This is a genomic window from Oceanimonas smirnovii ATCC BAA-899, assembly GCF_000381965.1.
Lineage (GTDB): Bacteria > Pseudomonadota > Gammaproteobacteria > Enterobacterales > Aeromonadaceae > Oceanimonas > Oceanimonas smirnovii.
Genome location: NZ_KB908458.1, coordinates 128,775 through 148,879, shown reverse-complemented (window position 1 = coordinate 148,879; position 20,105 = coordinate 128,775). Strand labels below are relative to the sequence as shown.

At 57.7% G+C, this 20,105-nt stretch carries 17 protein-coding genes; 7 read left to right on the top strand and 10 right to left on the bottom strand.

What is annotated here, in order from left to right; all coding sequences use genetic code 11:
* Window positions 1-2: 2 nt before the first annotated feature.
* Window positions 3-518 carry a polyhydroxyalkanoate synthesis repressor PhaR gene (gene phaR, locus G364_RS0107575; protein WP_019934543.1) on the bottom strand — a complete coding sequence of 172 codons (516 nt, stop codon included), beginning with the start codon at window positions 516-518 and terminating at the stop codon, window positions 3-5.
* A 132-nt stretch (window positions 519-650) separates the two neighbouring features.
* Window positions 651-2,003, bottom strand: a complete 1,353-nt coding sequence (gene gorA / locus G364_RS0107570; protein WP_019934542.1) for a glutathione-disulfide reductase — start codon at window positions 2,001-2,003, stop codon at window positions 651-653.
* 215 nt (window positions 2,004-2,218) lie between these two features.
* Between gorA and prlC the strand changes: the two genes are divergently transcribed.
* From prlC to G364_RS0107550, 4 genes are all read left to right on the top strand, one after another.
* Window positions 2,219-4,261, top strand: coding sequence for an oligopeptidase A (gene prlC, locus G364_RS0107565; RefSeq protein WP_026344768.1), 2,043 nt, complete (start codon window positions 2,219-2,221; stop codon window positions 4,259-4,261).
* A 112-nt stretch (window positions 4,262-4,373) separates the two neighbouring features.
* Window positions 4,374-6,776, top strand: a complete 2,403-nt coding sequence (locus G364_RS0107560; RefSeq protein ID WP_019934540.1) for a sensor domain-containing protein — start codon at window positions 4,374-4,376, stop codon at window positions 6,774-6,776.
* Window positions 6,745-7,503 carry a class I SAM-dependent methyltransferase gene (locus G364_RS0107555; protein ID WP_019934539.1) on the top strand — a complete coding sequence of 253 codons (759 nt, stop codon included), beginning with the start codon at window positions 6,745-6,747 and terminating at the stop codon, window positions 7,501-7,503. The genes G364_RS0107560 and G364_RS0107555 overlap by 32 nt, the downstream gene beginning before the upstream one ends.
* A 73-nt stretch (window positions 7,504-7,576) precedes the next feature.
* Window positions 7,577-8,440, top strand: a complete 864-nt coding sequence (locus tag G364_RS0107550) for an MBL fold metallo-hydrolase (RefSeq protein WP_019934538.1) — start codon at window positions 7,577-7,579, stop codon at window positions 8,438-8,440.
* Here G364_RS0107550 and G364_RS0107545 read toward each other — a convergent pair.
* The 4 genes from G364_RS0107545 to G364_RS0107530 form a co-directional block, all read right to left on the bottom strand.
* On the bottom strand, window positions 8,437-10,350 hold the full coding sequence (locus G364_RS0107545; RefSeq protein ID WP_019934537.1) for a methyl-accepting chemotaxis protein: 1,914 nt from the start codon (window positions 10,348-10,350) through the stop codon (window positions 8,437-8,439). The genes G364_RS0107550 and G364_RS0107545 overlap by 4 nt on opposite strands.
* 55 nt (window positions 10,351-10,405) lie before the next feature.
* Window positions 10,406-11,404, bottom strand: a complete 999-nt coding sequence (locus G364_RS0107540; RefSeq protein WP_019934536.1) for a CobW family GTP-binding protein — start codon at window positions 11,402-11,404, stop codon at window positions 10,406-10,408.
* A gap of 86 nt (window positions 11,405-11,490) precedes the next feature.
* A complete protein-coding gene (gene acuI / locus G364_RS0107535; protein ID WP_019934535.1) occupies window positions 11,491-12,465 on the bottom strand; it encodes an acrylyl-CoA reductase (NADPH) in 975 nt (324 codons plus the stop codon).
* 101 nt (window positions 12,466-12,566) lie between these two features.
* Window positions 12,567-13,433 (bottom strand): carboxylate/amino acid/amine transporter, encoded by an 867-nt coding sequence (locus G364_RS0107530; RefSeq protein ID WP_026344765.1) that lies wholly within the window; start codon window positions 13,431-13,433, stop codon window positions 12,567-12,569.
* Between the two features lie 421 nt (window positions 13,434-13,854).
* Here G364_RS0107530 and G364_RS0107525 point away from each other — a divergent pair, with 421 nt between their 5' ends.
* Window positions 13,855-14,763 (top strand): LysR family transcriptional regulator, encoded by a 909-nt coding sequence (locus G364_RS0107525; RefSeq protein ID WP_019934533.1) that lies wholly within the window; start codon window positions 13,855-13,857, stop codon window positions 14,761-14,763.
* A gap of 13 nt (window positions 14,764-14,776) precedes the next feature.
* On the opposite strand, the gene G364_RS0107520 is transcribed toward G364_RS0107525, so the two are convergent.
* The 3 genes from G364_RS0107520 to G364_RS0107510 form a co-directional block, all read right to left on the bottom strand.
* Window positions 14,777-15,217 (bottom strand): universal stress protein, encoded by a 441-nt coding sequence (locus tag G364_RS0107520; protein WP_019934532.1) that lies wholly within the window; start codon window positions 15,215-15,217, stop codon window positions 14,777-14,779.
* Window positions 15,218-15,347: 130 nt separating this feature from the next.
* Entirely contained in the window at window positions 15,348-16,139 is a 792-nt protein-coding gene (locus tag G364_RS16440; RefSeq protein ID WP_019934531.1) for an ion transporter, read from the bottom strand.
* Window positions 16,140-16,159: 20 nt separating this feature from the next.
* On the bottom strand, window positions 16,160-17,332 hold the full coding sequence (locus G364_RS0107510; RefSeq protein ID WP_019934530.1) for a methyltransferase: 1,173 nt from the start codon (window positions 17,330-17,332) through the stop codon (window positions 16,160-16,162).
* 92 nt (window positions 17,333-17,424) lie between these two features.
* On the opposite strand from G364_RS0107510, the gene G364_RS0107505 reads away from it, so the two are divergent.
* Window positions 17,425-18,597 carry a BaiN/RdsA family NAD(P)/FAD-dependent oxidoreductase gene (locus G364_RS0107505; RefSeq protein ID WP_019934529.1) on the top strand — a complete coding sequence of 391 codons (1,173 nt, stop codon included), beginning with the start codon at window positions 17,425-17,427 and terminating at the stop codon, window positions 18,595-18,597.
* A gap of 58 nt (window positions 18,598-18,655) precedes the next feature.
* Here G364_RS0107505 and G364_RS0107500 read toward each other — a convergent pair whose 3' ends face one another.
* Window positions 18,656-19,534, bottom strand: coding sequence for an aldo/keto reductase (locus tag G364_RS0107500; RefSeq protein ID WP_019934528.1), 879 nt, complete (start codon window positions 19,532-19,534; stop codon window positions 18,656-18,658).
* Window positions 19,535-19,701: 167 nt separating this feature from the next.
* On the opposite strand from G364_RS0107500, the gene G364_RS0107495 reads away from it, so the two are divergent.
* Entirely contained in the window at window positions 19,702-20,019 is a 318-nt protein-coding gene (locus G364_RS0107495) for a hypothetical protein (protein WP_019934527.1), read from the top strand.
* Window positions 20,020-20,105 lie beyond the last annotated feature (86 nt).

Sequence of the window (20,105 nt, the reverse complement as noted above, 5' to 3'; positions counted from 1 at the left end):
AATTACTTCTCGCCGTCTTTTTTATCCTTGTCGTGCTGCGCCGGGGAGCCACCAAACAGACCGAACATATTCTGGGTGTTGAAATACAACTGTTGCGACTGCTCTACATACTGGCGCATCATTTCCTGCAGCATGGGCACCTGACCCTGCATAAACTCGCTCCAGGCCTGAGTTGACTGCATGCCGGCCCTGGCCTGCACCTCTATCATTGACTGGATGCTTTCATCCAGATAACTGCCGAGCACGCCCTGAAAGGGGCCGTAGAAACGAATGATGTTTCTCAGCATGTCGCTGGAAAAGATGGGGTCGCCGCCGCTTTCCGCTTCCTGAATAATCTGCAGCAAAATACTGCGGGTAATGTCTTCGCCGGTTTTGGCGTCCACCACCTGAAAGGGCTCTTCATCCTGCACCAGCCGGCGAATATCGGCCAGAGTCACGTGGCTGCTGGTGTGGCTGTCATACAGGCGACGGTTGGGGTATTTCTTGATGGTGCGAATACTGTCCTGAGATTTTGACATGCGACACTGGCCCTGAAAAAAGAATAACGGTCAGTGTATCCCAATCGGGCAGGCCGCTCAATTTGGCGACGATAATGAGCAACAGACGAAAAAAACCGCCTTGCGGCGGTTTTTTATACGCAAGAAGATTCATTACCTCATGGTCACAAATTCCTCGGCCGCCGTGGGGTGAATGGCCACACAGGCATCAAAGTCGGCTTTGGTGGCACCCATTTTCACTGCTACAGCAAAGCCTTGCAGGATTTCGTCCATGCCAAAGCCGATGCCGTGAATGCCCACTACTTTTTCATCATCGCCGGCGCACACCAGCTTCATTTTGCAGGGCTGGCGGTGCTGGGTAACGGCGGTATACATGGCGGTAAAGGAAGAGGTGTACACCTTGACCTTGTCGTCGCCGAAGCGCTCGCGGGCTTGTGGTTCGGACAGGCCCATGGTGCCGATGGGCGGATGACTGAACACCACTGTGGGCACCAGCTCATAGTCCATTTTGGCGTCGGGCTTGTTGTTGAACAGCCGCTCGGACAGCTGACGGCCGGCTTTTACCGCCACCGGGGTCAGCTCCACATAGCCGATGTTGTCACCCACGGCGTACACGCCCGGGGCTGAGGTGTTCTGGTATTCGTCGACCTTGATGTAACCCTTGTCGTCCAGCTCAACGCCGGCACTTTCAAGGTTGAGGCTGCCGGTGAGCGGACGGCGGCCGATGGCCCAGATCAGGCAGTCGACGGTCAGTGACTCACCGTTCTCCAGCGTCAGGGTCAGGCTGCCGTCACTGTGCTTCTCTACGCTCTGAGGCACGGAGTGAGTGTGCAGTGTGGGGCCGTCTGCCGCCATCACTTCTACCAGGGTGTCGGTGAGCAGCGGATCGAAGTTACGCAGCGGCGCGTGTTTGCGCACCAGCAGATGAGTTTCGCTGCCCAGGCCGTGCAGCACGCCGGCCAGTTCAACGGCAATATAGCCGGCACCCACCACGGCGACGCGTTTGGGCTGCTCAGTCAGCTCAAAAAAGCCGTTGGAATCAATGCCATGCTCGGCACCGGGAATGTGCGGGATAATGGGCTCGCCGCCGGTGGCGATCAGAATATGGTCGGCGGTATATTCCTCGCCGTTCACTTCCACCGTGTTGGCATTTTTGAAGCGGGCAAAGCCCTTGATCACCGTTACCTTGTTGTTGCCCAGCACCCGGTCGTAAGACTGATGAATGCGGCCAATGTAGGCCTGACGGCTTTCTACCAGGGTGCTCCAGCTGTGGCCCTTGAGCTCCACATCAAAGCCGTAATCGGCGGCATACAGTTTAATGGCCTCGGCCACCTGAGCGCCGTGCCACATCACCTTTTTGGGTACGCAGCCCACGTTAACGCAGGTGCCGCCCAGATCTTTTGCTTCAATCAGGGCGACCTTTTTGCCATGCATGGCCGCCCGGTTGGCGGAGGCAATACCGCCACTGCCGCCGCCAATGGCGATATAGTCAAAATGCTGTGCCATAAGTTTGCTCCGTGGATGAAGGTTCATTCAAAGCCGTTGGCCGATTGTACCTCAAGTAAGAGTGAGTGCCATGGTCAATAAAACAGCAGTCCGGCGGTCAACTGTCGGACACGAGCAGTAAAGGCTTGAACATTATCGCCATTATCACCATGTTAGAGGGTATTCCCTCGGCTGCCATGGCAGCGCGATGGCCATAACGATAAGAGGTACAGGACATGACAAACCCGCTTCTCACCATGGACGGCCTGCCGCCGTTCAGTCAGATAAAGCCGGAACACGTAAAGCCGGCGGTAGAGCACGCCATTGCCGATTGTAAAAAGCGTGTAGAGGCGGTGCTGTCCCGGGATGAAGCATTCACCTGGGACAACCTGGTGGCCCCGCTGGAAGAGGTCAATGATCACCTCAGCCGCATCTGGTCGCCGGTGAGCCACCTTAACAGCGTGATGAACAACGAGGAGCTGCGTCAGGCCTATGAATCGTGCCTGCCGCTGCTGTCGGAATATCATACCTGGATGGGGCAGCATCAGGGCTTGTTTGAGGCCTATCAGAGCCTGGCCGCGCGCGATAATTTTAAAAAGCTGAGCCTGGCCCAGCAAAAGGAAGTGAACAATACCCTGCGTGATTTTCGCCTGTCGGGCATCGCCCTGGAAGCGGAGCAGAAACGCCGCTTCGGCGAAATTCAGGCGCGCCTGTCGGAGCTGTCATCTACCTTTGCCAACCGGGTGCTGGACGCTACTCAGGCCTGGCACAAGCAGGTAACCGACCAGGCCGAGCTGGCGGGCCTGCCCGAGTCGGCTCTGGCCGCCGCCGAGGCTCAGGCCAAAGCCCGGGAGCTGGACGGCTGGGTGTTTACCCTCGATATTCCGTCTTATCTGCCGGTCATGATGTATGCCGACAACGCTGCCCTGCGTGAAGAAATGTATTTTGCCTTTACCACCCGGGCGTCGGATCAGGGCCCCAATGCCGGTGAGTTTGATAACACCGCCATCATAGAAGAAACCCTGGCGCTGAAGCAGGAGCTGGCCGAACTGCTGGGCTTTGACAACTACGCTCAGGTGTCACTGGCCACCAAAATGGCAGAAAGTGAGCAGCAGGTGCTGGATTTTCTTGAGCAGCTGGCGGATCGCAGCCATCCGCAGGGCAAGGCCGAACTGGCCGAGTTGCGTGAATTTGCCGAAGCACAATACGGTGTGACCGAACTTAATGCCTGGGATCTCAGCTACTACGGCGAAAAGCTCAAACAGCACAAATACACCATCTCCGATGAAGAGCTGCGCCCTTATTTTCCGGAAAATCGCGTCATTCACGGTTTGTTTGAAACCGTAAAGCGCCTGTTCGGCATCAAGGTAGTGGAGCGCTTCGGGGTGGAAGTGTGGCATGAAGATGTGCGCTTCTTTGATATCTTCGACGACACCGGCGAGCTGCGCGGCAGCTTTTATCTCGACCTTTATGCCCGGGCCAAAAAGCGCGGCGGTGCCTGGATGGACGACTGCATCGGCCGGCGCTACCGGGAAGACGGCACCCTGCAAAAGCCGGTGGCCTACCTCACCTGTAACTTTAACGGCCCGGTAGGGGACAAACCGGCGCTGTTTACTCACAACGAAGTGCTGACCCTGTTCCACGAGTTTGGTCACGGTATTCATCATATGCTGACCAAGGTGGACGTGGCCGGCGTGGCCGGTATTAACGGTGTGGCCTGGGACGCAGTGGAGCTGCCCAGCCAGTTTCTGGAAAACTGGTGCTGGCAGCCCGAGGCGCTGGCCTTTATCTCGGGTCATTACGAAACTCACGAGCCGCTGCCGGCAGACTTGCTGGAGCGCATGCTGGCAGCCCGTAACTACCATTCCGCGCTGATGATGCTGCGTCAGCTGGAGTTCGCCCTGTTCGACTTCCGTTTGCATATGGATAAAAGCGCTGCCGGGCCGGGCCGGGTACAGCAAGTGCTGAATGAGGTACGCAGCCAGGTAGCAGTGCTGACGCCACCGGCCTTTAACCGCTTTCAGCATGGTTTTTCCCATATTTTTGCCGGCGGCTATGCAGCGGGCTACTACAGTTACAAGTGGGCTGAAGTGCTGTCGAGCGATGCCTTTTCCCGCTTTGAGGAAGAAGGGGTGTTCTCGGCCAAAACCGGCCGTGATTTTCTGCATGCCGTGCTGGAGCAGGGAGGCTCAAAAGAGCCGATGGAGCTGTTTAAACAGTTCCGCGGCCGCGAGCCCAACATAGACGCCCTGCTGCGTCACTCGGGCATTGCTGCCTGAGCCTGTGACTGAAAAGGTGGCTTCGGCCACCTTTTTTATTGGTGATTCTCAGTAGAGCAAACACAGATACAAAGGCAAAATAGACTGAGAATTCTTTACATGAGAAAGTGCGATGGAGCATGGGATAACCTCCTGGTTCAGTCTTTGGTGCATCAGCCAGCTGGTAGAGCAGCGTCTGGCCGATGGTGTGCTGCTGTGCCAACGCCATGGCAGGCACTGGCAGCCGCTGCTGGCGGCCGGAGTCTCCTTGCCGGATGTGTCCCTGTCTGTCTCCGGCAAGCGCCCCTTTCAGCGTCTGAGTTACCCCCTTTGTCGTCAGCTGGGTATGGGGTCCGGACAGTTTCTGTCGCTGTCAGCCCAGTATGATGGTTATGCGCTGTTTCTGCTGCAGCGCCGGCGTCATGTCCGTTTATCCAAAACGGCCTGGCTGGGCTTTTTTGCTTCCGTGTTTACTTATGCCGACCGTGCCCGGCAGGCGGTGTCGCTGTTACCCCTGTTTGAATATTTTCCGCTGCCGCTGGTGCGTGCCACGCCCGAGGGCGTGGTGGAGTGGACCAACCGGGCGGTAAGGCGCATTGCCGGTGACAGTACAGATAATATGACGGGCCGCTCGCTGCGGGAGTTCAGCCTGGGGGCCGACTGGCCCGAAACCCGGCGTTTGTATCAGCGCCTGGTGAATGAGCCGGAGCTCGGTATGGCGGTAATGGAAAAACATTATCTGCACCCTAACGGCCATCTTTTGCTGGGGGAGACGCAGCTTACCCTGGTACGCGATATCGATAATCAGCCGCTGTGTATAATGGGCACCCTGGCCAGCCTGCGCCCCAGAGCAACACCATCCCGCGGCATGAACCTGCGCTTTATTCCTGCGCCGGAGCAGCCGGAAGGGGTCATGATCTGCGATGCTCACAGCCGTATTGAGCAAGTGAGTCCGGCCTTTGAGCAAGTGACCGGTTATGGCGAAGAAGAGGTGCGAGGCAGTCACCCGTCGATGCTGCGTTCAGGATTGCACAGCCGGGCGTTTTATCGGCAGATGAATCAGGCGTTGCATGAGCAGGGACGCTGGCAGGGGGAAGTGTGGAACCGCCGGCGCTGCGGCCAGATTTACCCCGAGCGGCTCAGCATCAGCGCTCTGCATGGTCCTGAAGGTCCGGCTCACCTTGTGGTGGTATTCAGCGAAATCAAACAGCCTGATGCCACCGAGCAAAATACCCCACCGGAAGACAAGGACACGCTCACCGGCCTGGCCAGCCGCGCCAGTTTTCAGCAGCGGCTGGCCCGGTATTGCCGGCTGAATGAGCCGTTTGCGCTGATGATTCTGGATATCAATAATTTCCGTCTGTTCAACAACGCCATTAATCACAGAGTGGGGGACAGAGTGCTGCAGGAAGTGGCTGCGCGACTGCGGGACCGGCTGCGCAGCGGCGACGATCTGGCGCGCATTGGCAATGATGAATTTGCGCTGCTGGTGCCGGGCATAGTACATCCGCGCCAGGCGCGTATTTTTGGCCGTCACTTGCTGAATGCCCTGGCCCGGCCGCTGGCCATGGCCGAGCAACAGCTCTATGTGGACGCCACCATGGGCGGTGCCCTCTGGCCCGGCCTGAACGAGAAAGACGCTGAAAGCCTGCTGCAGCATGCCGAGCAGGCATTGTTTGGTGCCAAGCAAAAACGCGAACCGCTGGCGTTATATGATGACAAGCTTAACCGCAGCCAGAGCCGCCGAATCCGGTTGCAGCACGATCTGACCGAGGCCATACGCCGGGGCGGGCTGCGCCTGCATTATCAGCCGATCGTAGATACCGCCAGCGGCACGGTAACCAAGCTGGAAGCGCTGGTGCGCTGGCATCATGCCGAGCTTGGCCCTATCTCACCCATGGAGTTTGTGCCGGTGGCGGAAGAGTGCAGCATGGTGCAGGCGCTGGGAGACTGGGTGCTGAACCGGGCCTGTGCCGATTTGCACCGCCTTAAACTGGCCGGTCATTCCCTGCATATGGCCATTAACCGTTCCAGCCTGGAGTTTCAGAGTCTGGGGCTGGATGGGGAAGAGTGGTTATCCATTATCGAGCGCCACGGTCTGGATCCTCAGCAGATGATTTTTGAGATCACCGAGTCGCTGTTTATGCAGGGCAATGAGCATCATCTGGAGCGTATCGATGCCTTGCGTAAGGCGGGCTGCCGCATTGCCATTGACGACTTCGGCACCGGCTTTTCAGCGCTGAATTATCTGCGTGCCTTTCCCATTGATCTGGTCAAAATCGACAAGAGTTTTATTGACCACCTGCCCGGGAATCGCAAAGATGGCTTGCTGCTGGAAGGGATTTTGCGCATTATCGGCGATCTTGGCATGCAAGTGGTGATTGAAGGCATGGAAACACCGGCTCAGGCCGCCTACCTTTCCACTCAGCCCTGCCATTTTTTGCAGGGCTATCTGATTGCCAGACCCATGCCCCTGCGCGAGCTGCTGACTTTTCTGGAAACCTATGCCGGACACACAATACCCGCTGCAGATTGAACTGCAGGATCCCGCCCTTGAGCCTCAGGCTGCCATGCTGCGTACCCGTTTAAGTGATGTGACCGCCGCCGCTCCCTTTGCCCTGGTGCTGACCGATGGCCGGCTGGAACTGCGCAAGCTGGACGAGCCCAGACTGGGTGCGGTGTTTGTGGACTTTGTTGAGGGCGCTGCGGCACACAGGCGTAAATTCGGCGGTGGCCGGGGTCAGAGTATTGCCAAGGCGGTGGGGCTCAAGCATGGCCATAACCCGCAAGTGGTAGACGGCACCGCCGGCCTGGGCCGGGATGCCTTTGTGCTGGCTTCCCTGGGCTGCACAGTGACCTTATGCGAGCGCCACCCTGTAGTGCATGCATTACTGGAAGACGGTTTGCGCCGGGCGGCCGCCGATGCCGGCATTGGCCCCTGGGTGCAGCAGCGGCTGCAGCTGCTGCCGTTTGGCTGCACGCTTGCCGACATTCAGCAGCAGCCTGATGTGGTCTACCTTGATCCCATGTTTCCGCACAAGAAAAAGGCGGCACTGGTCAAGAAAGAAATGCGGGTGTTTCACTCTCTGGTGGGTGCCGACGAAGACGCCGACAGTCTGCTGACTCCGGCGCTGGCGCTGGCCCGTGCCCGGGTAGTAGTCAAGCGGCCCGATTATGCCGGCTTTCTTGATGAAATGGCCCCTTCTGCGCAAATTACCAGTAAAAACAACCGCTTTGATTTGTATGTAAAGGCGGCGCTGTGATCATGCAACTGGCGTAATGCTGCACGCTCCTATATATTAGATTTATCTAATTGTTTGTCGTCAGGAGAACACCATGTCTCAGCCTTGTGTACGCGCTTTTCTGGATCAGGACAGCGAAACCTTCAGCTATGTGATCTATGACCACAGCGGTGGCCGGGCTGCGGTTATCGATCCTGTGCTCGACTTTAATTATCACTCCGGCCGCACCGCCACCACCACGGCACAGCAGCTGGTGGATTTTGTGCGTGAGCAGAGCCTTACCCTGGAGTGGATTCTGGAAACCCATGCTCATGCGGATCATTTATCGGCAGCGCCGTTTATTCAGCAGCAGCTGGGCGGGCGCATTGCCATTGGTGAGCACATTCGCGACGTGCAGGGCATTTTTCAGCGAGTATTCGGGCTGGAAAAAGAGCTGCTGCCCGACGGCAGCCAGTTTGATTATCTGTTTCATGACGGCGAACAATTCAGTGTGGGTGAGCTGACGGTGCGGGTGATGCATGTGCCCGGGCACACTCCGGCGGACGTAGCCTATGTGGTGAATGAGCAGGCGGTATTTGCAGGCGATACCCTGTTTATGCCCGATGTGGGGACCGCCCGCTGTGACTTTCCCGGCGGCAGCGCAGAGCGCCTGTACCAGTCCGTTCAGCAGCTGCTGGCGCTGCCGGACGGCACCGATATTTATGTGTGTCACGACTATCCCAAGGGCAGGGAGCATGAGTGCCGCACCACGGTAGCACAGCAGAAACAGCACAATATTCATGTGCACGACGGCATCAGTCAGGATGCGTTTGTAACCATGCGCAATGAGCGTGATGCCACCCTGGCGGTGCCCCGGCTGATTGTACCGTCCATTCAGGTGAATATTCGCGCCGGTCATTTGCCCGAGCCCGATGAACAAGGCCGCCGTTATCTCAAGGTGCCGCTGAACCGGCTTTAAGCCGGCTCCAGCAGCCGGGTAATGGTTTGTGCCTGATGGCGAATATGGCCGGTTACCTGTTCGGCTCTGTCTGATACAGCCGCTGAGCGGGTTTTCAGCTCATCCATGAGTGCCATAAAGCGGCTCAGCTCGGCAGCCTGGCTGTCGGCATGTTTTGCACCCTGCTCCGCCACTGATGTTGTGGCGCGGGAAGTGTCGCTGACCTGCTCGGTTACCTCCAGCAGCGTCTGGGTTTGCCGGTGCTGATCTTCTGCTGCCTGCATCATGCGGTCTATGGTGTTGTTTAATGCTGTGCTGGAATCGCCCAGCCGCTCCATAATGCCGGCAATTTCTTCCAGTGAGCCCTGAGTATGTCCTGATAATTTGCGGACCTCGTCGGCCACCACCGCAAAGCCACGGCCCTGCTCGCCTGCTCTGGCGGCCTCAATGGCGGCATTCAGGGCCAGCAGATTGGTCTGCTCGGCAATCTGGCGGATCACGCCGATAATGGTGGCGGCATCGTCTACCGAGCGGCTCAGGCTGATCAGGGCTTCACGGCCGGTCAGTGCGGCCTGGCGGCTTTCTGCTGCACTGCGGGCCAGTTGCTCTGTCTGCCGGCGGCTGATGCTCATGGCTTCCAGATTGTTATGGGCGGTATGGGCAATATCGTCGCTGGCACTGCGCATCTGTGCAGCCAGATGGTTCAGTTCATTTACCATGGTCAGACTGCCCTGCAGGGTGCCGTCATTGCTGTGTGCCTGCTGCTGAATATCCTGTACTTCGGCCACCATCCCTTCCAGCGCCGCCGACACCCGCTGCAGCTGGCCGGCCCGCTCCTGCTGCTGATGCTGCAGCAGTGCCTGCAGTCCGTTAACGCTCTGAGCAATCTGGCCCAGTTCGCTGTTGGGATGAGTCACCGGCAGGGGCGTAAGCTCACCCTTGTTCAGCAGCTGAGCAAAGGCATTGCGCAGTTCATTAAGCCGGCGTACCACCAGGCCGCGCTGAAACAGATAGCTGAGCAGGGCAAACAGCAGCAAGGCGGCGCACAGTCCGAGCAATATCAGACTGAGCTGCTGATAGGTCTGCAGGCGTTCTGCTTCACGCGCAGCCACCAGGGTGTCAAGCTGGCTTTCAATCTCGCTCAGGCCGGCACTCAGGGCGGCGGCGGCATCAGCACCCTGCTGCTGACCGTCTTGTGTGGTGGCCAGTTCACCGGCATAGCGCTGCAGCAGGCTGTTCAGCTCTCTTTTCGGGCCTTCGCCCATTTCTTCCGGTTCAGGCTGGCGCAGTGCAAATTCGTCTGCTTGCGGAGTGTGATAAACCCCCAGCAAAGGCAGGTCCTGCAATTGTTTATTAAGGTTTTTCAGCTCGTTTAGCTGAAAATCGATACTTTTTCTCAGCTGTTCGTCACCTGTGCTGATATAGCTCTGACGCTGGTGTATCAGGCGGGGCAGGGTTGCCAGCATTTCGGCAATCAAGCCTTGATAGCGGTCAGACAGGCTGTGTGCTGCGCCGGCGTAACGGGCAAGGGCGCGCAGTTGATCGGCCATTTCCTGCTCGGCATGCAGCAGCAGCTGCTGGCTGTTGCCCGCCAGCTTGCCTGCTTCGCGAAAATCCAGAGTAAGTTGCCGGGACAGTGATTGCACTGCCTGATAAGCCGGTTCGCCCGCAGGCAGCCCGGACAAAGCACTGGCCAGGTGATTCAGCTGCTGCTCTGCGGTTGTCAGCAGACTGGCGTCTCCGGTGTTCAGATAAGCAGAAATAGTACGGTATAAATCGATATTGGCATGACGGCGCAATTGCTCCAGACTGCTGCGAGCATTGTTATCCCGAGTAAGCTGGCGGTCGCCCATATAAAAGGAACCCGCCAGCAACAAGGCCAGGACCATCAGTCCCAGGGATGATAATAATGAAAACAGCGAAACTTTCATGCGGACCTTCCTTTGTCAGTCAAGGCCGGCAGAATAAGTCACCGGAGTGACAGTTTTATGAAGCTGGCAGATAGACCACGGCTTTCATCAGCTGCTGGTGTAAATCGTGCATGGCCAGCGGCGAGGCGTCTATCAGCTCAAGCCGGCTTTCCTTTTGCGGAGCCAGCCGGTACATGCTGAGCTGATCGGTCTGGTTAAAGGCCCACCAGCCATCCCGGGTATGCAGCACGGCCTTGAGCCGGGCCACCGGCAGAGCTTCACAGAAGGCTTTGGCTGCGTCCGGATCAAACAGCACATCCGTATGGAAACGCCAGCCCACGGTAAAGTGATCATCTCCCTGGCTGGCGTAACGCCGCCAGGGTTGGCCCCGGGTGAGTTTGGGCTCTGGGGCCGCCACCAGCGGCCGTTGTGCTTTACCGGCATGAGCCTGCGGATGAGCCGCCCGGCGCTCAGTGGCATGAGGCTGCGCCAGCCAGTGCAGATCGATTTGCCCCTGCACTGTTTCCACCAGTGCCTGTGCGGGCCCGGGGCTCTGCTCAATATCCCGGCGCAGCTGTTCCAGCCCGGCTTTGCTGCACAGGTCGGTTTTATTGGCCACCACCACATCGGCCAGAGCCAGTTGATCCTGATAGGTTTCATGGTCGCGGTAACGGGGATCCTGCCACTGACGCGGGTCTATCAGACAAAAGGCCGCCTGCAGGCTGAGCACGTTGCGGTAATGCTCGTTGGTCAGTATGTCCATTACCCGGCTGGGATGGCCCAGGCCGGTGGGCTCAATAAACAGCCGGTCTGGCCTGGCCTTTTGCAGCAGGGCATTCAGCCCAATCTGAAACGGCAGCCCGGCCACACAGCACAGGCAGCCACCGGGAATTTCCTTAATCATGGCACCCTGCTCCGTCAGCAGAGCACCGTCTATGCCTACCTCACCAAACTCATTCACCAGCACCGCCCAGCGCTCCTGCTTGGGTTTGTTGGCCAGCAGGTGGCGCAGCAGGGTGGTTTTACCGGTGCCGAGAAAGCCCATAATCAGGTGAGTAGGAACAGAAACGGTCATTGCATCATCCATATAGCCTATTTTGTTACATTGTAACAAAAAAAGAGCCCAAAGGGCTCTTTAGCATGGAACAGGAAAAACAGGCCTCAGGGCTGGATCACCACCCGGCCGGTGAGCTTGCCCGCCATCATGTCGTGGGCAGCATCGATGGCCTGCTCCAGGGTCAGCTCCGTGACGTCATTCTCGTAATTGACCGGCAGGCTTTCATGCACCCGCTGCCAGGCGGCGATGCGTTTTTCTTTGGGAATATGTACCGAGTTGATGCCAAGCAGCTGTACCCCCCGCAGAATAAAGGGCATGACGGTGGTGTTGAGGGCCACGCCACCGGTCAGGCCGCAGGCAGCCACGGCACCGTACATTCTGGTCTGGCTGAGAATGCGCGCCAGAGTACGGCCGCCCACGGCATCGATGGCACCGGCCCAGTGCTGTGACTCCAGCGCAGCCGGTTCCTGATCGAGCTGAATGCGATCAATAATCTCGTGGGCACCCAGGCTTTTCAGCCAGTCGCTGTGCTCGGGGCGGCCGGTAGAGGCATGCACTTCATAGCCGGCCTTGGCCAGCAGCCGCACCGCAACAGAGCCCACACCGCCGGTGGCACCGGTGACCAGAACAGGACCCTGGTCCGGTTTTACGCCGGCCTGCTCCAGTGCCATCACCGCCAGCATGGCGGTAAAACCGGCGGTGCCGATGGCCATGGCGCGTTTGGCGGTCATTTCTGCCGGCAAGTGAATCAGCCAGTCAGCGTTAACGCTGGCTTTTTCTGCCAGGCCACCCCAGGTTTGTTCGCCCACGCCCCAGCCGGTGAGCAACACTTCCTCACCAATGCGATAGGCCGGGTTGTCGGATGCCAGCACGGTGCCGGCAAAGTCGATGCCGGGCACCATAGGCCAGTTGCGTACGATTTTGCCCTTGCCGGTAATGGCCAGCGCATCTTTATAGTTAAGGGTGGAGTAGTCCACCTTTACCAGCACGTCGCCGGTGGTCAGTTGCTGCTCATTCAGGCGTTGCAGGCTGGCGTGAGTCTGCTTGCCGGCTTCTTCCAGTAAAATGCCCTTGAACATGATGCTCTCCTCGCACGTTTTTATGGCTTTGAGTGTAAAGAGACTTTTCATAAAAGCCATGGCCCGGCCGACGCCGGATGCCGGTTTTGTGACCGAAGGCGTTACCTGTCAGAAGCGGGTCTGGAAACCTTGATCAAGGCCTCATTCAACCACAGAGAGGCAAGAATGAGGGCTCCGCCCAAGGCCAGCCGGAGCAGATCGGCATCCCGGTTCCAGATAAGCAGATTGACCAGCAGACCCGCAGGTACCAGCGCATTATTCATGATGGCCAGGGCACCGGCATTGACCAGAGTGGCCCCCTTGTTCCACAGAAAATAGCCCAGCCCGGAGGCACCCAGCCCCAGCCACAGCAAAATGCTCCACTGCAGGGAAGTGGCGGGATATTGATCTTGCCCCAGTCCCAGCCAGACGGGAGTGACCACCAGCAGGGCACCCAGATAAAAATAGCCAAAGCGGTGATGCTGAGGCTCATTGGTGGGATAACGCTCCTGCAGTACCTTATAACCCACCTGACCCAGGGCAAAGCAGAGGTTGGCACCCTGCACCACCACAAAGCCCAGCAGATAGTCGCCGGTCAGGCCGTTAAAGCGAATGATCAGCGCCCCCAGCACTGCCAGCACGGCGGTAAACAGATAGCCGGGACGAAAGCGCCGGTGCAGCAGATCATAAATCAGGGTCACATAGACAGGGGTAAGCACGGTGAAGATAAGCACTTCCGGCACTGTCAGCAGCAAAAATGACTGATAATAAAACAGATACATAATACCCAGTTGCAGGGCTCCGCACAGCATCAGCCCGGCGGCCAGCCGGGCCGGCTGCCGCCAGCGTAAAAAAGGGGCGAACAATAATGCTGCCAGCACAATGCGGCTGAATACCGAGAAGTAACTGTCTACACTGCCGGCCAGATAAACGCCGATTAAACTGAAGGAAAAGGCCCACAGCAGGGTAACAAAAACCAGATAAGACATGGGTGAAGTGTGTTCATTGGTAAAGATGGCCGACATGATGGCGTAAACCCGGGCATAAAAAAAGCCGGCGTAATACGCCGGCCCGGGACCAATAGCAGGTTTGTCATAAAGGAGAGAATGACGTCCCCAAACAAAAGTGGTTCAACACCACACGCAGAACTTGCTGGGCTTACTCAGCCCGAAAAGGTTGTCAGCGTGGCAAACAGGATTGTCCGACCATAAACCGTTCGTTTTTCAGGTTACTTGCGTAACCCGAGACAGGCAGTACCCCCCATGATGCCACCATGCCCAAACACTGTTTGATCAAACCGTCTTAAAGACGCTCATCACCACGCCGACGATAAACTTGATGGGCGGCATTCTATGGCCGCTTCGCTTATGGTAAAAATGAATTGTTGTCATAAAGGTATGGTGAATATCGATGGATAATCTGTTTCAGCGGCTGGATCTGAACCTGCTGCGAGTGTTTGATGTGCTGATGCAAACGCGCAACGTCACCCGTACTGCCGAGCGGCTTAATTTGTCCCAGTCTACGGTCAGCCATGCCCTTGGCCGGCTGCGCCAGACCCTGAACGATCCCCTGTTTGTGATGACCCGCAAAGAAATGCGGCCCACTCACCGCGCTCAGGCGCTGGCTGCGCCGGTGCGTCAGGCACTGGCTCTGCTGGAGCAGGGAGTGCGGCAGTCGGCAGGGTTTGATCCGGCAAGCTCTGTCCGGACCTTTCGGCTGGCAGTGCCATCTTCCATTGAGCACGGCGTGGTGCCACAGCTGGTGGAGTTGCTTTATGCGCGGGCACCGGGCTGCCGGCTGGCGGTCAGCGAGCTGGTGAACTCCGATTATGAAGACACGCTGGCGCGGGCGGAGCTGGATCTGGTGGTGAGCTTTGCCGGTGCCGACCACCTGTCGGAGCGGCTGCTTACCGATATCTGGTTTCATAATCCCATGGTCTGCCTGTCGGTTAAAAACAGCGGTCTTGCTGATGTCTTGTCACCGGCAGAGCTGGTCAGCTGGAGCCATGTGTCTACCTCTAACTGGGGGCATAACCAGACCCTGGTAGAAAGCTGGTTGAGTGAACAGGGGCTGGCGCGCCACATTGGCGTTTGGGTGCCCAGTTTTGAGGCGCTGCCCCGGCTGCTGGCTACCGGGCGCTATCTGGCCATGGTCCCCGAGCTGATAGGACGGGATCTTTGTTATTACTATCCGTTGCAGGCACACAGACTGAGCGAACCCTTGCACAGCACCTATGTGCTGGCCCAGCATCCGCTCACCGAGTTTGATCCGGCACTGGTATGGTTCAGAGGGCTGTTAAAGGAAGCGGGCGGTCAGTAACCGCCCGGCAGGATTAATGTTTGGGCAGGGGGACCACCAGCAGATCACAGGGCACTGTGTTCATCAGCTGACGGGCAGAGGAGGTGAGCAGGCTCCAGAAGCTTTGCTCATGGCCACAGATCAGCAAGTCCACACCGTGCTGCTCTACGGCTTCGTTTACTTTCAGTGTGAGGTCACCGCAGATCACCAGCTTTTTCTCGATGGGATAATCAATGGCACCCAGGTACTCTTCCAGCCGCTGCTTGGCATCGGCCACCACCTGATCCTGAATGTTATCGATGTCGATATCGATCATCTCGGTGTAGAGATCCTTGAGGTCTACGTCTACATGAATGACCGACAGCTTGGCGTTATTGGCGCGGGCGCGGTCAACTGCCTTGGCAATCACCTTGCGGTTGCTTTCGGTCATATCAACCGCAGCAAGAATGTGTTTGTACTGATACGGCTCAGTCATGACAAATCTCCTTTTTTATCAACTCTATCAATCCGTTAGTTAACAAACCGTGAGCTGCACGAAAGTTTTGCAACCCAGCCAGCATAGGTCATTCAAGCCCGTATGTACAAGTACCATAAAGTCTAGGGTATCAGGGCTTTGAGCGGCTTTCTGCCAGCAGGGTTTTAAGCTGATGAATTTCTTCCCGCAGTGACGTCACTTCCGTATGCAGGTCTCCCAGCTGGCGGCTGAGCTGCTCACCTTCCTGCCGGTTTGTGTCTGTGGCTTTCTGCTGCTCATCAGCTCTGGGAGACAGCACAGCGGAAGCAACCAGGCCGGAAATGCCCGCAAACAGAGACACGCCGGCAAAAATCACCACAGAGGAAATAATGCGACCGGCGGTGGTAACCGGATAGTGATCTCCGTAGCCCACGGTAGAAATGGTGACCAGTGCCCACCAGATAGCATCTTCGGCGGTTTCAATATTGGAGTCGGGGTGGCCTGCCTCTGTCATCAGAATGGCAATGGCGCTGCCGCTGATCACGACCACCAGCACCAGCAGCATGGAGGCCATCATGGTACTGCCGCTGTTTTTCAGCAGATGACGAATGACCTGGTTGGCCACCCGCAGCATACGCAGCACTCGCAGCACCTGAAAAATACGGCCGTAGCGCAATACATCAATGGCCGGAATGGAAGAGATAAAATCGATCCAGTGTACTTTTAAAAAGCGTTTTTTATTGGGTGCCTGAAACAGGCCGTAGAAGAAATGACTGAGCAAAATCATACAGATGCTGGTATCGAGATAAAGCAGCAGCTGCTTTTCATCGGCGGTGAAGGGGCCGAACTGATGCAGAATAATGGCCACCAGCGAGACAATGGACAGCACCATCATCAGCAGTTCAAAGGCGCTGGGCGGAATAAAACGTACCGGGGATGGCATAAAGCGTCTCCTGTCCTTGGTCACTCACGCCAGGCCTGAATAAGATAGCGACGTGGTGTGTTATGAATATCAGTAAAGGTACCGAGCCTTACCCGGTAACCCTGCTCAGTGAGGAACAGCACTCTGTCCAGCAGCAGCCAGAGCTCCAGCGGATAACGATAGCAATGACGCACCAGCTCAATCCGCTTCACCAGCAGCCGGCGGTCATCAGCAGCAGCAAGCCAGTGCTCACTGTGCAGGCTGGCGGGTACTGCCAGCCCCTTCTTGTCGCAGGCCCAGCTCACAAAGTCCGCAAAATCGCCGCTCAGCAATTGTTTGGGAAAGGCCGGCAGCGGCAGATAATCCCGGCCGCCGGTCAGCTCCCGTTGCAGCTCATCAAAGGCCAGCCGCCAGGTCAGCTCAATATGACGCAGCCGGCGCACCCGCTCACCGCCGGTAACCTGCTGCTGCAGCGGCAGGCGCAGATCGTGCCGGCTTAACCCCAGATCATGCCGGCGACCGGCGATCGACAGGGGCACATAACGGTTGCCCTCAATTAAATGATAACAACAGGGTGAAAGCGCCAGAGCGCGCGTGCCGGCCCGGGCTGCATGACGTAAAAAGCGTAAGTGCAGCTCGCCACAGGCGTGCAGGGCCACTGCCTGCTGTTTCGGCTTAAACAGGGCTGCCGCCTCGGGGGCCAGGGCATCGCCACAGTGAAAGTGGTGCTGCAGTGTCAGCTTGTTGGCCAGTGTTTCACCCTGGCGGCACAAGTCCTGATCCCACTCCAGGCTGGTGACCGGCTGCTGCTGCTCTATCGCCAGCAAGCGGCCCAGATGCCCCTTACCGGCGCACCACTCAAGAATGGCGTGTTCTGCTGTGATATTGGCGGCAAAATCTTTTATCTGCGCCCATTTGCGGCCAGGAATGCCATTGCTCCAGCGGGGCGTGGCATAGTCGGCAGCGCGGGCCAGCACGGGAGCGGTAAAGGCATGCAATGCGGACAGTTCAGGCCGCCATGGTGCCAGCAGCTCAAGCGCTTGCTGCGGATTGCTTTCCAGTTGATCCAGCAGGTCTTCATCAAGGCGCTCAAGCACAGCGGCCAGCTCCGGCCAGGGCAGGGTGCGGCAGCCAAAAGGCATCAGCTGCCAGTCGCCGCTGTGGCGGGCAAGCTGCGTGCTCAGCTGATTAAAAAGGGATGCGACGTCGCTCATCCGGCAATTATACCCACAGCGCTGCGGGCTGGCATAGCCGTGCGGCAGCACGGCAGGTAAAATGCGGCTTTTGCCAACAATGAGGAAACGCCATGCAGGCCTGGGATGTAATTGTGATCGGTGCTGGTGCCGCCGGCCTGATGTGTGCTGCCGAGGCCGGCAAGCGGGGCCGCCGGGTGCTGGTGCTGGACCATGGCAAGCGCATCGGCCGCAAAATTCTGATGTCGGGCGGTGGCCGCTGCAACTTCACCAACTATTACACAGATCCGGCGGCCTACCTGTGTGACAATCCTCATTTTGTTAAATCGGCCCTGGCCCGCTATACCCAATGGGATTTTATTGCCCTGGTGGAAAAGCACGGTATTGCCTATCACGAAAAAACCTTAGGGCAGCTGTTTTGTGATGACTCGGCGCAGAACATAGTCGACATGCTGGTAGCCGAATGCGATGCCGCCGGTGTGACCATACGGCTGCGTGCCGAGGTGCTGAATGTAGAACCAATGGGGGAAAGCTTTGCGGTGACCACTGCCGGTGAACCTTACCGCTGCCAGTCTCTGGTGGTGGCCACCGGGGGGCTGTCCATGCCCAAGATAGGAGCCTCTCCGTTTGGCTACCGGCTGGCGGAGCAGTTTGGCCTCAAGGTGCTGCCCACCCGCGCCGGTCTGGTGCCTTTTACTCTGCAGCCGGAAGACAAACAAACGCTTGAGGGTCTGTCCGGCGTCAGTTTACCTGTGGTGGCAAAAAGTGAGTGCGGCACCCGCTTTGCCGAAAACCTGCTGTTTACTCACAGAGGCGTGTCCGGTCCGGCGGTGTTACAGATTTCTTCTTACTGGCAGCCCGGCCAGCGGGTGTGTTTTGAGCTGCTGACCGAAGGCAGCCTGACCGGAGCGGTGGCCGAGAGTCCCAATCAGGAGCTGAAAACCTGGCTGGCCCGCCATTTGCCCAAACGACTGGTGGATGCTCTGCTGGCACGGGGCGAGCTGGTCAGTAAACCGCTCAAGCAATATACCCACAAAGAGCTGGCTGCCATTGAACAGCGGCTGGCTGCCTGGCCGTTACAGCCCGGCGGCACCGAGGGCTATCGTACCGCCGAAGTGACCCTGGGCGGGGTAGATACCAACGAGCTGTCATCCAAAACCATGGAGGCCAAGAAAGTCCCCAACCTTTACTTTATCGGTGAGGTAATGGACGTGACCGGCTGGCTAGGGGGCTATAACTTTCAGTGGGCGTGGAGCTCCGGTTGGGTCTGCGGGCAGGTGGTGTAACTGTGCACTGACAATAAAGTTTGTACATTCAGCCGGCGGTGACGCCGGCTGTTGTTGGTTACACAATATCCAGCGGGGTTTTACGGTTGGGTGCCGGAAAGGCGTTATTCAGCCGGGCCAGTATCTCATCGCTCAGGGTCAGTGTCAGAGCATCGGCGTTTTGCTGCACATGCGCTGGTTGCACCGCCTTGGGAATGGCAATGACATCCCGCTGGCCGTTTACCGGGCGAATGGCCCAGGCCAGCAGCAGCTGCGGCACCGTAACGCCCAGATCGCCGGCGATGGCGTTCAGTTCGGCGTTGCCGAATAATTCCCGGCGCAGCCGGCCGCCCTGGGCCAGCGGGCAATAAGCCATGGTGGGTATGCTGTGCTCCCGCTGCCAGGGCAGCAAAGCATGCTCAATACCACGTGAGCCCAGATGATAAAGCACCTGGTTTACCGCGCACTGGTTGCCGCCTTCTGTCCAGGCCAGCTCCTGCATTTCGCCCAGGTCACAGTTGGATACGCCAAAGCGTTTGATCTTGCCGTCTGCCTGCAGTTTTTCAAAGGCCTCCAGGGTTTCTTCCAGCGGAATGCTGCCGGGCCAGTGCAGCAGATAAAGGTCGAGATAATCGGTGCCCAGGCGCTTCAGGCTGGCTTCGCAGGCGGCAATGGCGCTGCGGCGACCGGCGTTCCACGGATATACCTTTGACACCAGAAAGGCATCATCCCGGCGGCCTTCAAGGGCCTTTCCTACCACCTTTTCGGCTTCGCCGTCACCGTACATCTCGGCGGTATCAATGAGTGTCAGCCCAAGATCCAGCCCCTGCTGCAACGCCTTGACTTCTGCTGCGCGGGGATTGAGGCCTTCGCCCATATACCAGGTGCCCTGACCAATGGCGGGCAGAGAAACGGCGGGCAGGCCATTAGTGGCTTTCAGTGTGACGCTGGTGTCCATACTTGCCTCTCAGTTATTATGGAAACGGTTTCCATAATATGGTGAAACAGCCGGGCTCGCATTGCAATCGCATTGCAATATCGGGGCAATGTTGTAAAGCTTGTCTTTGTTCACGTTTTACTCTTTACTCGGTCTGAGTCGAAGAGCATCACGCAAAGGAGCGGCACATGTCGTTAAATGCGCAAATTGACGAACGGGCCCTGGTGCGGCGTCATCTCAAGCTGGATCATCTCAATCAGCTGCAAATCGAGAAAATGGCCGATGCCTTTTCCGTTGAACCCGGTGTGGCCAAGGTGGTAGTGCGCAAGCAATGGCTGGATATTGATTATGATGCCGGCGTGCTCACTCTGGATCGGGTGATAGCTCTGCTGGAAGCCTATGGTGGTGAGCTGTCGGACGACTGGTGGACAGCGTTCAAGGCCCACTGGTACCGCAAACGGGAAGAAAAACTTCGTGCCCGTCTGGCCCGGGAAGAAGACAGCTGACAAGTCCGTCGTGGCGGTGCCAAACCCAACCTGTATCAAGGTTTTCTACGGGCCTCGGGAGTAACCTTGCCAGTCTATTCCCTGTT